12 protein-coding genes are annotated in these 13,901 nt (G+C 60.1%); 7 read left to right on the top strand and 5 right to left on the bottom strand.

What is annotated here, in order from left to right:
- Positions 1–231 precede the first annotated feature (231 nt).
- Together AXG89_RS39460 and AXG89_RS39455 are read right to left on the bottom strand one after the other, a co-directional pair.
- Positions 232–1,953, bottom strand: a complete 1,722-nt coding sequence (locus AXG89_RS39460; RefSeq protein ID WP_075358469.1) for a VRR-NUC domain-containing protein — start codon at positions 1,951–1,953, stop codon at positions 232–234.
- A 64-nt stretch (positions 1,954–2,017) separates the two neighbouring features.
- Positions 2,018–2,767, bottom strand: a complete 750-nt coding sequence (locus AXG89_RS39455; protein ID WP_075358415.1) for an SDR family NAD(P)-dependent oxidoreductase — start codon at positions 2,765–2,767, stop codon at positions 2,018–2,020.
- Positions 2,768–2,859: 92 nt separating this feature from the next.
- Between AXG89_RS39455 and AXG89_RS39450 the strand changes: the two genes are divergently transcribed.
- The 4 genes from AXG89_RS39450 to AXG89_RS39435 all read left to right on the top strand — a co-directional run bounded on the left by AXG89_RS39450 (position 2,860) and on the right by AXG89_RS39435 (position 9,025).
- Entirely contained in the window at positions 2,860–3,216 is a 357-nt protein-coding gene (locus AXG89_RS39450; RefSeq protein ID WP_062002013.1) for a winged helix-turn-helix transcriptional regulator, read from the top strand.
- Between the two features lie 147 nt (positions 3,217–3,363).
- Complete coding sequence (locus AXG89_RS39445; protein ID WP_062002397.1) at positions 3,364–4,665, top strand: UDP-N-acetylglucosamine 1-carboxyvinyltransferase; 1,302 nt, start codon at positions 3,364–3,366, stop codon at positions 4,663–4,665.
- A 365-nt stretch (positions 4,666–5,030) separates the two neighbouring features.
- Positions 5,031–5,849 (top strand): substrate-binding periplasmic protein, encoded by an 819-nt coding sequence (locus AXG89_RS39440; RefSeq protein WP_062002014.1) that lies wholly within the window; start codon positions 5,031–5,033, stop codon positions 5,847–5,849.
- Positions 5,850–5,893: 44 nt separating this feature from the next.
- Complete coding sequence (locus AXG89_RS39435) at positions 5,894–9,025, top strand: bifunctional diguanylate cyclase/phosphodiesterase (RefSeq protein WP_075358468.1); 3,132 nt, start codon at positions 5,894–5,896, stop codon at positions 9,023–9,025.
- A 33-nt stretch (positions 9,026–9,058) separates the two neighbouring features.
- On the opposite strand, the gene AXG89_RS39430 is transcribed toward AXG89_RS39435, so the two are convergent.
- The gene (locus AXG89_RS39430; RefSeq protein WP_075358414.1) at positions 9,059–9,979 is read right to left on the bottom strand and encodes a LysR substrate-binding domain-containing protein; all 921 of its coding nucleotides are present in this window, start codon (positions 9,977–9,979) and stop codon (positions 9,059–9,061) included.
- 114 nt (positions 9,980–10,093) lie between these two features.
- Here AXG89_RS39430 and AXG89_RS39425 point away from each other — a divergent pair, with 114 nt between their 5' ends.
- From AXG89_RS39425 to AXG89_RS39415, 3 genes are all read left to right on the top strand, one after another.
- Positions 10,094–11,176: a tartrate dehydrogenase gene (locus AXG89_RS39425; protein WP_075358413.1), complete on the top strand. Its 1,083-nt coding sequence runs from the start codon at positions 10,094–10,096 to the stop codon at positions 11,174–11,176.
- An 84-nt stretch (positions 11,177–11,260) separates the two neighbouring features.
- Positions 11,261–11,473 carry a DUF2934 domain-containing protein gene (locus AXG89_RS39420; protein ID WP_075358412.1) on the top strand — a complete coding sequence of 71 codons (213 nt, stop codon included), beginning with the start codon at positions 11,261–11,263 and terminating at the stop codon, positions 11,471–11,473.
- Positions 11,474–11,827: 354 nt separating this feature from the next.
- Positions 11,828–12,025, top strand: coding sequence for a hypothetical protein (locus AXG89_RS39415; protein ID WP_062002018.1), 198 nt, complete (start codon positions 11,828–11,830; stop codon positions 12,023–12,025).
- An 8-nt stretch (positions 12,026–12,033) separates the two neighbouring features.
- Here AXG89_RS39415 and argE read toward each other — a convergent pair whose 3' ends face one another.
- Together argE and AXG89_RS39405 are read right to left on the bottom strand one after the other, a co-directional pair.
- The gene (gene argE, locus AXG89_RS39410; RefSeq protein WP_119024827.1) at positions 12,034–13,221 is read right to left on the bottom strand and encodes an acetylornithine deacetylase; all 1,188 of its coding nucleotides are present in this window, start codon (positions 13,219–13,221) and stop codon (positions 12,034–12,036) included.
- Positions 13,222–13,224: 3 nt separating this feature from the next.
- A complete protein-coding gene (locus tag AXG89_RS39405) occupies positions 13,225–13,896 on the bottom strand; it encodes a DUF1028 domain-containing protein (protein WP_075358410.1) in 672 nt (223 codons plus the stop codon).
- Between the last annotated feature and the right edge of the window lie 5 nt (positions 13,897–13,901).

Raw genomic sequence — 13,901 nt, 5'->3', positions numbered from 1 at the left:
ATTTGCTGAAGTGGACCGGTTCATTGAAGTCGGCGGCGATCCGTATCCGCCCTTTCAAGCTACCGAAACGGCGAATCGTTGGCTGCTTGAACGGGACCAGCATTAAAACAGCCTTGCCGCCTTTCGTGATAAGAAATTGCTCACCATTGCAAGCTGCATAAATTTGCTTGGACAGATCGGATGCAACATCGTGAAGTTCAATTGTTTTTATATGCTCTCGCGGTAAAGTGTTTAGCACAGCTGCTCGCTAATGGCGCCGCTCTCACTTGCGGGATCGCACTGCGTCTCCGCCCATCTCACATGAACGACGCGCACCGGCATATCGTGCGCCGCGCAGTACGCGAGCCAGCGCGTCTGGTTATCCTGCAGACGGTCCCCCGGCCCCTTCACCTCGATCATTTCGTAGCGCCTCTGTTGCGGCCAGAAGCGGATCAGGTCCGGAAACCCCGTCCGGTTCGCGCCGATATCCTGCAAAAGCCTGCGAAACCACAACTTCATATGTGCGGCGGGCAAGCAAAGCAGCGCCTGCTCCAGCAGTTCGGCTGTCAGCATTCCCCAATGAACGAAAGGAGATTGAACGCCCGCCTTCAATTCAAACGCCGACCGGATCACGTGCTCGTGCTGAGCGGTATCGAGTAAAGCAAGGCATTGGTCGAACGCGTCGCGCCGTGCCGCATGAAAGCCCGGCGAATGGAGATCCGCGGGACCACGCTGGAACGGATGGAAAAATGCGCCCGGCAGCGGCATGAAGATCGCGTCCCAGCAAAGCAGCCCGAAGAGCGAATTGATCAATGTGTTCTCGACGTAATGCACGCCCGCGCCCGGTTCGCTGAGTGCATCGCGAACGATCATTTCTACCGAAGCAGGTCGGGCCGGCATTGGCAGGACAACATCGATACGTTCAACGGGTCGCGCCCTGCCCACGGGCTCGATGGGAAGCCCGAGCTTGCGCCGAAGCCGTGGCAACATGCGCTCGACGCGTTGCGCTTCCTCTTCGCTTTCGGGCTCGCTGCACGCCTGAAGCGCCAGGACGTATGCATCGGTGTAAAAACCCGCCTGTTCCAGCGCACGCATGCGCCGGTGCCGCGCGCCCGGAAACGCGCACGACCTGTAAGCGGCCAATGCCGTATCCCAGTGACGAAGCCGCTCGCAGTACTGCCCCACGCGATACAACAGTTTTTGCCGGCGCTGGTCCAGCCAGCCGTGATCGCAAGCCAGTGCTTCGATCTCGGGAATCATGGCTTCGATGGACGGCACGTCATCGATGGTATCGAGCATGTCGCGGTATGCATGCACGGCCAGGAACACATCGATATCCGCGCGGGTTTGAAAAGCGCGCGACGACCGTTCGAGCAAGACCCGCTCGTACCGCACGATCCCGAGGTCCGCGAGTACGAACTCGGCCCAGCTTTGGCGCAAATTGCCGAAGAACATGAGCCTCAGGCGCTCGCATAACGCGGTCACATTCAAACGCATGACGACGTCGCATGCACCCGGATGCCATTCGCGATAAACCCGCTCGCCGGGATGCAGGAACGAAAGCGATTGCTGTAGCTCGGACTTGCGCGCGCTCGCGGCGGCCGGATTTAGCGAGAAGATCTTCGTCAGTTCGGGTTTGGTGTGAAGACCGAAGACCTGGTCGAGCGTAAGCGGCGGATTTGCGTCCACCCAACCGAGCGCGCTGAGCGGCGCGATCGCTTCGAGCGGGCATCCGATTTCATCGTAGAGCAGTTTGCTTGCGCGGAAATGCGGTCCCACGCGCATCAGCATGCGAACCAGCAACGCCCGCGACGCCAGCGGCAACGCCGCAAATTCGCGCAGGAAAACGCGCTCGTTTTCAGCCCAGAGGTCGTCGTAACGATCCGCAAGCCATTGGAGCGCGCGCTCGAAATTCAGGAGGTAATAAAACCGGCGCTGAAAATTCGCAGGTTGCAGGGAAGTCGGATCGCTCATGATCACTGTATGCATATACAGCAGTCATGATACCGCTACTGAAGCGCCCTGGGGTCGCTCCGCGTCAAATTTGCGCGGAGCCGCCATCGACGAAAAGTTCGCTGCCCGTTACGAAACTGCTTTCATCGGAGGCGAGGAAAAGTGCTGCATTTGCAGTCTCTTCGGGCTTGGCGAGACGTCCGAGCGGCGTGACCGATTGCACGTACTTGATCATCTCGTCGCTGGCTTCCTGCGTGGTCGCGAGGCCATGCCAGCCAGGCGTCGATGTCGCGCCGGGAACCAGCACGTTGACGCGGATCTTGCGCGGCGCGAGGTCGACAATCCAGCTTCGGGCGAAATTGCGGATCGCGGCCTTGGTCGCGCTATAAACGCTGAACGATGCCCCTCCTGTTACTTCCGTGGTCGATCCGGTCAAGATGATCGAGCTGCCGTCCCTCAACAGCGGCAACGCCTTCTGCACGGTGAAGAGCGTGCCCTTGACGTTGGTGTCGAAGGTCTTGTCGAAGTGCTCTTCCGTGATCTGGCCGAGCGCTGCAAATTCGCCGCCGCCTGCGTTGGCGAAGAGGATATCGATACTGCCCGCCTCGCTTTTGACGACCTCGAACAACCGGTCAATGTCAGCAAGTTTCGATACGTCGCCCTGGATGCCGCGCGCGTTCGCGCCCACTTCCGCGACTGCTGCGTCGAGTTCCTGCTGACGCCGTCCGCTCATGAACACGCGCGCGCCCTCCTCGGCGAAACGCTTTGCCGTGGCGAGACCAATACCGCTGTTCGCACCCGTGATCACCGCGACTTTTCCTGTGAGCTTGCCCATGTGAGTTCTCCTTTAATGAGTTGGAGAATTCATTATGGGCGGGTACATTCTGTTATGCTAGTACCTACCTAAAGGTAGGTGCCAGGAGAATCATGGAAACCCGTTCTTTCAGTTGTGGGCTCGAGGTCGCGTTATCGGTAATCGGCGGAAAGTGGAAACCGATCGTCCTGTTTCATCTGAATGGCGGCCCGCGGCGTTTCGGCGAGCTCAAGCGGCTCGTCGCCGGCATCAGCGAGAAAGTGCTGATCCAGCAAGTGCGCGAACTCGCAGAAGATGGCGTCATCATGCGGCGTGACTACGGCGAGATTCCACCGAGAGTCGACTATCAGATGACCGAATTCGGGTTGACGCTCGCCCGTGCGCTGATGCCGCTATGCGCTTGGGGCGATGCAAACCGCGAACGCATCGACGCTTTGCTTAACAATAAAGCGCTGGCTGCAAGCGACTGAAAATAGGGGCCGGGTACGGATTCTGAAAAGCACCTCAAGATGTCGTGCCATGCACACATCGACATCGAAATTGACTGGCCCATGACGGCAAACGTTGCACGCGGTGGCATCATATGCGCCTTGCTCTCAAACGCCTGGCACCCATACATGTCCAACCTGATCGTCCACGGCGGCATTGCGCTGCGCGGTGAAATCACCCCGTCCGCCAACAAGAACGCCGTCCTGCCTATTCTCTGCGCCACCCTTCTGACCGACCAGCCATTGCGGCTTATAGGCGTTCCGGACATCACCGACGTCAAGAAGATCCTCGACATTTTCCGCATGCTCGGCAGCAGCGTTTCGATGGATTTCACGACCGGCGTCCTGCAGCTTCACCATCACGCCACGCGGTTCGATCCGGTCGAACACCGGCTGCCGGAAGAGATGCGTTCGTCGATCATGCTGGTGCCGCCGCTGCTCGCACGCTTTGGCGTCGCGCGTCTGGAAAATGACGTAAAAGGCTGCACGTTGGGTGTGCGCGAGATCGACCCGCACGTCGAGGTATTCGAGCGTTTCGGCGCGCGCATCGAGCGCACGACGGACTCGCTGATCGTTCGCGTCGAATCGCAGATGACCGCGAATGATCACTGGTTCGACTACGCATCGGTGACGACGACCGAGAACTTCGTGCTTTGCGCGGCATCCGCAAATGGCACGTCGTCGCTGGTCAACGCGGCATCGGAGCCTCACGTGCAGGAGTTCTGCCGTTTTCTCGCGATGCTCGGCGTGGCGATCGACGGCATTGGAACATCACGCATCACCGTGACCGGCGGCAAGAAACTGGGCGGCGGCGAATTTCGTTTCAGCGAAGACTTTCATGAAATCGCCACGTTCCTCGCGCTCGGCGCTATCACGGGCGGTGATATTGCGGTGAAGAACACGGCGCCGGAACAGTTTCCGCTGATCGACCGGACCTTCGCGAAATTCGGTGTACACGTGGAGCACAGCAACGGCTGGTCGCGCACCGTTCGCGATGGCCCCTTGCGCGTGCGCCGGCCATTCACGCAGAACATCCTGACCAAGGTCGAAGCGGCGCCGTGGCCGTATCTCCCGGTCGACCTGCTGCCGATTTTCATCGCCCTCGGCGTGAAGGCGGAAGGCAGCGCCATGTTCTGGAACAAGGTCTACGACGGCGCCATGGGCTGGTCCGGCGAACTGTCGAAGTTCGGCGCGCACGTGTTCCTGTCGGACCCGCATCGGCTGATCACGTTTGGCGGCCTCACGCTTACGCCGGCCAAGGTGGAAAGCCCATACATCATTCGCGTGGCGATTGCGCTGCTGATGGTTGCCGCAAGTATTGAAGGCCGCTCGGAAATCACCAACGCGCTGCCAATCCGGCGCGCGCATCCGCGATTCGTCGAAAACCTGCGCTCAGTGGGTGCGAACGTGGAATGGACCAGCAGCGAATAACCCTTGCAGCACTTCCAAGTAGTACGAGAAGCGCGGGCGCTCAAGCCCGCGCCTTTTACGCAGTTCATTATTTGACCGCAGTTCATCATTTGACCGCGAATCAAAAGCGCCAGATCAGCCAATCCTGGACCGCATCCCGCACGCGAGTCCGGATCACCAAGCCTGCTTAGAATAATTAATTAATCAAACTGCGTGGCGTCAAACGTAAGTGCCTTCGATTTGCGAATAAACTCTCGCCTGCCCGATGTGTCATCCTGTCGGCAAATCTGCTAAACGAACACGTCAATCACTTAGCTAAACAAAGAAGCGTCCGGGCCTCATTGAGCCGATGCGCTCTTGGTCAACTCATTCACCATGGAGACACAGTGATCAGAAATGGTCTTGGCGGCATGCTGCTCAAGCTCTTCTGCCTGGTGGCGACAGTGAGCGCGACTACGAGCAACGCAGTCGCGGCGGGTCCCGATTGCTCCCGGCCCTTTACGCTCGCATTGCACGATCACGGTCTGCTTTATTCCGCCGATACCGACACCGGTATCGACAAGGACTTTGCAGATGAACTCATTCGCCGCAGCGGCTGCAGGGTCAACGTGAGCCTGATGTCGCGTGCGCGCATCTGGCAATTGATTGAATCCGGCGCGCTCGACTTCAGCTTGTCCGGCATTGCGAATGCAGAGCGCGATCGCTTTGCAACGTTTGCGTGGTATTTCACCGATAAATATTATCTCCTCGTCCGAAAAGATTCCGGCATGCACCGTCTGGCGGATTTCGAACGCAGCGACCAGTTTCAGCTCGGCGTCATCCGGAGTTTCCGCTATAGCGATTCCGCCAACAAACTCGTCGATACACTCGCCGCCAAAAATCGCGTCAGTCAGGCGGGCGGCCTCGAACCTCTCTATGAAGCGCTGATCAACCGCCGCATTCAGGGCATGATCATGGAGCCCTTCGATTACCCCGCGCTCGAAGAAAAGCGTATTCGCGATGTCACCACGGTCATCGAATTCAATGATCCTGCCGTGCCGCACGGTTTGATCATGTCGAAAAAAGCGCTTTCGCCCGATGAGCAGGCGAAGTGGCGCGCGCTGGTGAACCAGATGCGCGCGGATGGCACAGTGCTGCGGATCTTCCGCAAGTATTTCAAACCCGATCTGGCGCAGGCCATGGTCGATTTCAAGGCGCCGCAGTGACCCGGGCGCGCCGCTGGGTTCGTGCCGGCCTCTCGCCGCAGTCGCTGCATCGGCTGGTCCCGCTGTTGATTCCGCTACTTGTCCTCTTTGCCGCGCTGAGCGTCACGTGGGCCGTGTGGGATCACGAACAGCAAGCGTCGCGGCGCGAGTTGCTGTCCCAGTTCGACTTCTCGCTCGGCGACGCGGTGAGCCGTGTAGAACAGCGCATGGCCGCCTACGAGCAGATGCTGCACGGCGTGCAGGGCCTCTTTGCCGCCGGCGGCAATGTCGGCCGCGACAACGTGCGCGACTATGTCAGCGCGCTCAATCTCGACGCGAACTTCTCCGGCATCCAGGCAATAGGCGTCGTGAAGTGGGTATCGGCGGCGCAGAAGGACGCACATGTCGCGGCCATGGTCAAGGACGGCCTCGGCCACTATGGCATCGCACCGCAAGGTGACCGCGACGACTACGCGCCGATCGTCCAGCGCGAGCCGAACGTTGGCGGCAACCGCCGCACGCCGCTCGGCTTCGACACCTGGACCGATCCGGTGCGCCGTCTGGCCATGGAAAAGGCGCGCGACTCGGGCATGGCCGTGATATCGGGCAAGGTCAGGCTCGCAGTCGACGACGGCCCCGACGCGCAGCCCGGTTTCATCATGTACGTGCCGGTTTATACGCGCGGCCAGTCACAGGACAACGTTGCGCAGCGCCGGGCGCATCTGGCGGGCTGGGTATATGCATCGTTTCGAATGAGCGATGTGATTGCAAGCCTCTACGGCGAGCAGCCGCGCGGCCTGTCGCTCGCCATCTACGACGGCGTCGAACCGTCGGCTGCAGCGTTGCTCTATCGATCGCCCGATACCGGCAGGAAACCTCCGGCAGAGACGATCTCCGCCAGCGAATATCTCGTGGTAGCGGGCCATAACTGGACGCTGTCCCTCGCCACGCAAGACGGGTTCAAGACCGGATTCGGGCGCAACGCGCAATGGATCATCGCGATCACGGGCACGGGGCTGAGCATCACGCTGGCCTTGCTCGCGTGGTTGCTCGTGACCGGCCACGGACGCGCAATGCGCCTTGCTTCCACCATGACGCGCGAATTGCGCGAAAGCGAAGAGAAGTTTCGCGCCATCGCCGATTGCACGGTCAACTGGGAAGTCTGGTGGGGACCGGACGGCAAGCCGCGCTGGATCAATCCGTCAGTCAGGCAATACACGGGCTATACCGTCGAAGAATGCATGGCCATGTCCGACTTCGCCGCCACGCTGATCCATCCGGAAGACATGCCGCGGGTCGCGCTGGAATTCAAGAAGGGGCTGCAGGGGCATCGTGGTCATGACCTCGAATTCCGCTGCGTGCGCAAGGACGGGTCGATTGTGTGGCTGTCGGTTTCGTGGGTGCCGATCACCGACGCCAAAGGTGTCTTCACGGGCTTTCGCACGAGCGGGCGCGATATCACCGAGCGCAAGCAGGCCGAGTCCGAGTTGCGTATTGCGGCGGTTGCATTCGATTCGCTGGAAGGCATGATGGTCACCGACGCCAATACCAGGATCCTGCGCGTCAATTCGGCGTTTATCGAATGCACGGGTTACAGCGCGGAGGAACTCGTCGGCAAGACGCCGCGCATGCTTCAGTCCGGCCGGCACGACGCCGCCTTCTTCCGAGAGATGTGGGAATCGATCAACCGCGTGGGCGGCTGGCAAGGCGAAATCTGGGATCGCCGCAAGAATGGCGAGGTGTATCCGAAATGGCTGAGCATCTCGGCCGTGACGGGCGCGGACGGCGTGGTCAGCCATTACGTGGGCGCGCATCACGACATCACCGAGCGCAAGATCGCGGAGGAACGGATTCGCGAACTCGCCTTCTTCGACGCCCTCACCCGCCTGCCGAACCGCACACTGCTGATCGATCGCCTCACGCAAGCCATCGCACTCAGCGCGCAGAAGAAGACATGCGGCGCGCTGCTGTTCATCGACCTGGATCACTTCAAGACGCTCAACGACACCCTTGGCCACGACAAGGGCGACGCGCTGCTGCAACAAGCGGCGGGAAGGCTTGCGGCGAGCGTCGGCCGCAGCGATACGGTGGCGCGCGTGGGCGGCGACGAGTTTGTCGTGGTCCTCGGTAGCCTGCATGAAAACCCGCAGGAAGCGGCGAACGAGACGGAGATCATCGGCGAGCGCATTCTCGCTGTTCTCGGCAACCCGTACCATCTCGACGACGTCGAATATCGCAGCACGGCGAGCATCGGGGCGACGCTGTTCTCGGGACATCACACGGTCATCGACGAACTGCTGAAGCAGGCCGACCTCGCCATGTACAAGTCGAAGGAACGCGGCCGCAACGCAATGTGTTTCTTCGATCCCGCCATGCAGACGGCCGTGATCGAACGCGCGACGCTCGAAGCGGGATTGCGCCGCGCGATCGAAGGTGATCAGTTCGTCCTGCACTACCAGGCGCAAGTGACCGACGGCGTGATCGACAACACGACGGACAGCTACCGTGTCATAGGCGCCGAAGCGCTGGTGCGCTGGCAGCATCCGGAAAAGGGACTTGTGCCGCCGGCCGAGTTCATTCCGCTCGCGGAGGAAACCGGCCTGATCCTGGCGCTCGGGGACTGGGTGCTGGAAAGCGCGTGCACACGATTGGCGCAATGGATGGAGCAACCCGAAATGGCGCACCTGACCATGGCCGTGAACGTCAGCGCCCAGCAGTTCCGGCAGCCGGACTTCGTGGACAAGGTGCTGACGATCATCCGCAAGACCGGCGCGCATCCGGATCGCCTGAAGCTCGAACTCACCGAGAGCCTGCTGGTGGACAACATGCAGGACATCGTGCAGAAGATGTGGACGCTCAAGGCGAAGGGCGTGGTGTTTTCGCTCGATGATTTCGGCGTCGGGTATTCCTCGCTGTCATACCTGAAGCGCTTGCCGCTCGATCAGTTGAAGATCGATGAATCGTTCGTGCGCGATGTTCTCGTCGATCCCAACGACGCCGCCATCGCACGCACGATCGTGGCGCTTGCACAAAGTCTCGGACTCGGCGTGATTGCCGAAGGCGTGGAGACACCGGCGCAGCGTGATTTTCTTGCAAGCGTGGGATGCCACGCGTATCAGGGCTTCTATTTTTCACGCCCGATGCGCGTGGAAAGTTTCGAAGCGTTCGTGCGCAAGGACGATGCGGTGGCAGCTTGACGAAAGCCTTTTTCTTCGCAACAGGGCAGACCATCATTCAGGTGGTTGCGTGCTCCACTGAGCGAATTCATCGGCGAGAAAATCCACGCATACCCGCACCTTCGCCGATGCCGCCAGCCGCGCCGGATACACCGCCCAGACATTCGCCGGCTGCGTGACATCCGGCAGGACCTGCACGAGTTCCCCGCTTTCGAGCAGCGGCCGCACATCCCACAACGAACGCAACACGATCCCCCGCCCGGCCAGCGCCCATTGCACCGCCACCTCGCCGTGATTGGTCGAAAGCGGCCCGGTCACCTTGATCGACACCGGCTCGCCGCGCGCATGCAGACGCCACAAACCAAATGGATGATCGCGTTCCTTGATCGCGAGGCACGCGTGGCTCGCCAGGTCTGCAAGCTGCCTGGGCGCGCCGTGCTGCTTCAGGTACTGCGGGGAAGCACATAACACGCGATGATTCGATGCCAGCCGCTTTGCAATCAAGTGCGCTGCGATCTCGTCGCCGATACGGATGTCCAGGTCGAAGCCTTCGCCGGCGACATCGACGAGACGGTCGAACAGATCGAGCCTCACGCTCAGTTGCGGGTGTTTGTCGGAGAGACGCGCGAGCGCCGGCGCCACGATATGCCGCCCAAAACCAAAGCTGCTCGATACTCGCAGCGTGCCGCGCGGAACACGCCGCGTGGTGGAGACGTCTTCTACGAGCTGATCGACGTCATCGAGGATCTTTTCAGCCCATGCGTAGACGCGCTCACCCGCTTCCGTGATCGCAACCCGGCGCGTGGACCGATGCAACAAACGCGTACCCAGGTCGGCTTCCAGCACGCCGACGCGTTTGCTCACATACGCCGCCGATACCGACAGCGCCTCCGCCGCCCCGCTGAAACTGGACTTGCGGGCGACCGTGCAAAACACGCGAAGGTCATCGAGATTCGGGGAAAGCGGTGTTTTCATTGTTCACGCTTCGTGCATGGTGGCTTAACCGAAAACCCGATTCTAAGCGGTTCGCCACGGAATAGAATAGGTGTATCGAATAGACTGTTCCTCACAACCCGGAGACATCACATCATGACCAAAACCTACAAGATCGCAGTCATACCTGGCGACGGCATCGGCACCGAAGTGATGCCCGAAGCCTTGCGCGTACTCGACGCGGCCACCAAGCGCTTTGGCATCGCAATCGAATATCAGCATATTGAATGGGCGAGCTGTGCGTACTACCAGGAGCACGGCCAGATGATGCCCGACGACTGGAAGTCCCAACTGCAGGACGCCGACGCCATTCTTTTTGGCGCGGTCGGCTGGCCGGATACCGTGCCCGATCACATTTCGCTCTGGGGATCACTGCTGAAATTCCGCCGCGAATTCGATCAATACATCAATTTGCGCCCGGCGCGCCTGTTCGAAGGCGTGCCCTCGCCGCTCGCGAACCGCAAGGCTGGCGACATCGATTTCTGGATCGTGCGTGAGAATACGGAGGGCGAGTATTCATCGGTTGGCGGCGTGATGTTCGAAGGCACGGATCGCGAATTCGTCCTGCAGGAATCGGTCTTTACGCGTCATGGCAGCGAGCGTGTGCTGAAGTTCGCGTTCGATCTGGCTCAGCACCGCGAGAAGAAAAAGATCACGGTCGCGACCAAAAGCAATGGCATCGCGATCAGCATGCCGTGGTGGGACAAACGGGCCGCAGAAGTGGCTGCGCTTTATCCGGACGTCAAATGGGACAAGCAGCACATCGACATTTTGTGCGCGCGTTTCGTGCTGAACCCGGACCGGTTCGATGTGGTGGTCGCCACCAATCTATTCGGAGACATCCTCTCGGACCTCGGTCCGGCCTGTACCGGCACGATCGGCCTCGCGCCTTCGGGAAATCTTAATCCGGACCGCAAGTTTCCGTCGCTGTTCGAGCCGGTGCATGGATCGGCGCCGGATATTGCGGGAAAAAACATCGCCAATCCGGTCGCAATGATCTGGTCGGCCGCGATGATGCTCGAATTCCTGGGCGACGCCAAAGGCCCCGAACGCGATGCACACGACGCGATCCTTGCGGCTATTGAAGCGACGCTGAAAGAAGGTCCGCGTACAGGCGACCTCGGCGGCAAGGCAAGCACGACCGAGGTCGGCGAAGCTATCGCGGCGCGGCTGGCTTGAGTATTGCTGCCCCGTTGAGCAGGCTCAAACGAGCCCGAAACGGCCGCGCCTTGCGACCGGTTTTCAACCTCGACGGGGCAAATCATGGATGTCCAATTGTCAGAAGAGCAAATTCGCACGCTTGCGTTCTATCTGTGGGAACAGGACGGCAGTCCGGAAGGACGCGCGGACGAGTACTGGGAAAAAGCTCGCCAGCAATTGTCTTCAGGAAGCGATTCCGAAAGCAGCGCTGACGACAAAACCACCGGGTTTGGCGAGGAACCGGACGCGGCCCTTGATCGTCCGTTAGCGGAATAATATATACAGCCGCACCGATTTTGAATTCCTGAACCACGTACGCATCGCGCGCTTTGACGCATCGCCTTATACGTGGACAGAGTCGCTTGAATTACCATTCAATACCTGAGCTCATGAATGGGGATTAGCGGCAGTAAGCGAAATAACTAGAATAGTGTTGCCTCAAACACACGGTCATTAATACAGCCCCGCGCCAGGCAAGGCTTTGAGCCGTCGCATTGGTGACAGTACCTATGTCATCAACCCTTCAGTTGGCGCTTACTGGAACTACACCGCCAATACTTTTGGCCGGTGAGTGTCCAGTGAGTGAATCAGAAATTGTTTTTGCCAATAACTACTGAAGTGGTGTTTAACATGAATACGTCCAATCATCTCAACGCTGCATTTTCGACAATCACCGGAAGCCGCAACAAGGCCACGAAAGCGAGCGCCAAGGTGGAGAAACAAAGTTCCTCGTATATGTCGATGCTCCAGGCGCCCATGACCGTTCTGGCGTGCAACGTCTCGGACCGCTCGGACATCACGGCCTGCGCCATCCTCGGCTATAACTGACAACGTCACTACCGGTTTGCGGAAACCGTCCCCGGCAAACTCGTCGAGAGGTTGCCGAGGAAAGTCAGGCATTTCGATAGCTGTTCCAGTTCGACGTACTCATCGGCCTTGTGCCCTTGTTCGATCGAACCCGGTCCGCATACGACTGTAGGAATGCCTATCGACTGAAACAGGCCGCCTTCGGTTCCGAACGCGAGGGTGCGCACGTCGTCCCGTCCGGCAGCCGCGCATGCCAGATCGCGCAACCAGCCGGCCGCAGCCCGATCCGACAGTGCCGGATAATCCACCAGTTGTTCCCAGTCGATATCGCTTTCGGCGAACGTTTCGCGCATGGCGCCGACGAGTTCGGTATCCGCATAGTGCGTGATGGTTTGCACGATGGCGTCCGCGTTATCGGCGGGCAGATTGCGGATTTCAAACTCCACTTGCGCGTGGTCCGGGATCACGTTCAACGCAATACCGCCATTGAAGCGGCCGGTATGGATGGTTGTGTACGGCGGATCAAAGTCGTGGTCGAGCGTTGCCTTTGTGCGCAAGTCGCGCTGCGTTCGCCGCAGGAACGTCACGAGTTCCGCCGCGAAATCCACCGCATTCACGCCGAGATGTGTCAGCGCGGAATGCCCGGCGAGACCTTTCACGCAGCATCTGTACGCCTTCTTGCCCTTGTGCGCCACCGCGACCTGCATGCTCGTCGGCTCGCCAATAATGCATGCAAGCGGCTTGACCGGCGCTGCCGCCAGTTCACGCAACAAACCGCGCACGCCACGGCAACCGACTTCTTCGTCATAACTGAATGCAAGATGAACAGGCACGTCTTTGCAGGTCGCAACGAAGTGCGGCACGCTTGCAAGCACCGCCGCGATAAAACCCTTCATGTCGGCTTTGCCACGCCCGAAGACACGGTCGCTCCCGCGCGTCATCTCGAAGGGCGGCACGGTCCACGGCTGACCCGCGGCGGGTACGACATCGGTGTGACCCGAAAAGCACAGACCCGCCACGTCCTTCGGGCCGATGGTTGCATACAGGTTCGCCTTGCGGCCGGTTTCGTCGAAGACGAGAGCGGACTCCACGCCGTGCCGATTTAGATACCGCTGGACATACTCGATCAGCTTGAGGTTCGATTCGGAGCTGCGGGTATCGAACGCGACCAGATCGTTCAGCAGATCAAGCGTGGTGTCGAGCAAGGCGTGCTTCATTGGCTAAAGATCTCCGGGTACTCCATACGACGGTGCCTGCTCGGGACGTATTGCGCGCATTGCGTAGTCGTTCATCTGCGGTTCGTAGCGCTGCCAGAGCGCCCGCAAATCAGCAATGGGTTGATCCGACCAGTCCACGCGCAACTCCGCGAGCGGCCAGACCTCTCTTCCATACACGCAAAATCCCGCCGAATGCACGGGACCCGCTTCGCCGCCTGCCGCCGCACCCGCTTCCAGTGCCGCGATCAGGCGCTCGGCCAGCGAGCTTGCGGGCGATACTTCGAAGGCTTCGACCATGGCGGCCGGAATGCCGTCGTGGGCGAGCAGGTTGCCCGCTGCAACGCAGTTGCGCCCCGGTTTCGTCGCGATTATACCCAGCCCTTTTTGGCCCGTCGCAGCGTCGCGCGAACCGTCGGCATCGAGTACGGCGAGCTGCCGCCACTCCGCGTAAGGACGTGCGTGCTGCAATTGTTGCAAGGTGCTTTCAGCACCAAAACCGGCGCCAAGCAACTGCAATCCGAGCACGCCGAGGCGCGGATCGGTCACGTTCTGACTCAGCACCACGCCATGCGGACTTGCCCATAGACATCGGCTGGGAACCGCAATGCTCGAACTGCACACAATGCCGCCGACCATGCCCGTACGTTCGCATCGGCCAGCCAGAGAAAACGTCATGCGAT

Source organism: Burkholderia sp. PAMC 26561, assembly GCF_001557535.2.
Taxonomy (GTDB): domain Bacteria; phylum Pseudomonadota; class Gammaproteobacteria; order Burkholderiales; family Burkholderiaceae; genus Caballeronia.
Note: the sequence above shows the minus strand (reverse complement) of the source record. Positions and strands in the feature narration are given on the sequence as shown.

Coding starts and splice junctions, on each gene's coding strand:
- AXG89_RS39425 (WP_075358413.1), top strand. CDS start 10,094: ATGACCAAAACCTACAAGATCGCAGTCATACCTGGCGACGGCATCGGC.
- AXG89_RS39460 (WP_075358469.1), bottom strand. CDS start 1,953: ATGAGCGATCCGACTTCCCTGCAACCTGCGAATTTTCAGCGCCGGTTT.
- argE (WP_119024827.1), bottom strand. CDS start 13,221: ATGAAGCACGCCTTGCTCGACACCACGCTTGATCTGCTGAACGATCTG.
- AXG89_RS39450 (WP_062002013.1), top strand. CDS start 2,860: ATGGAAACCCGTTCTTTCAGTTGTGGGCTCGAGGTCGCGTTATCGGTA.
- AXG89_RS39405 (WP_075358410.1), bottom strand. CDS start 13,896: ATGACGTTTTCTCTGGCTGGCCGATGCGAACGTACGGGCATGGTCGGC.
- AXG89_RS39420 (WP_075358412.1), top strand. CDS start 11,261: ATGGATGTCCAATTGTCAGAAGAGCAAATTCGCACGCTTGCGTTCTAT.
- AXG89_RS39430 (WP_075358414.1), bottom strand. CDS start 9,979: ATGAAAACACCGCTTTCCCCGAATCTCGATGACCTTCGCGTGTTTTGC.
- AXG89_RS39415 (WP_062002018.1), top strand. CDS start 11,828: ATGAATACGTCCAATCATCTCAACGCTGCATTTTCGACAATCACCGGA.
- AXG89_RS39455 (WP_075358415.1), bottom strand. CDS start 2,767: ATGGGCAAGCTCACAGGAAAAGTCGCGGTGATCACGGGTGCGAACAGC.
- AXG89_RS39445 (WP_062002397.1), top strand. CDS start 3,364: ATGTCCAACCTGATCGTCCACGGCGGCATTGCGCTGCGCGGTGAAATC.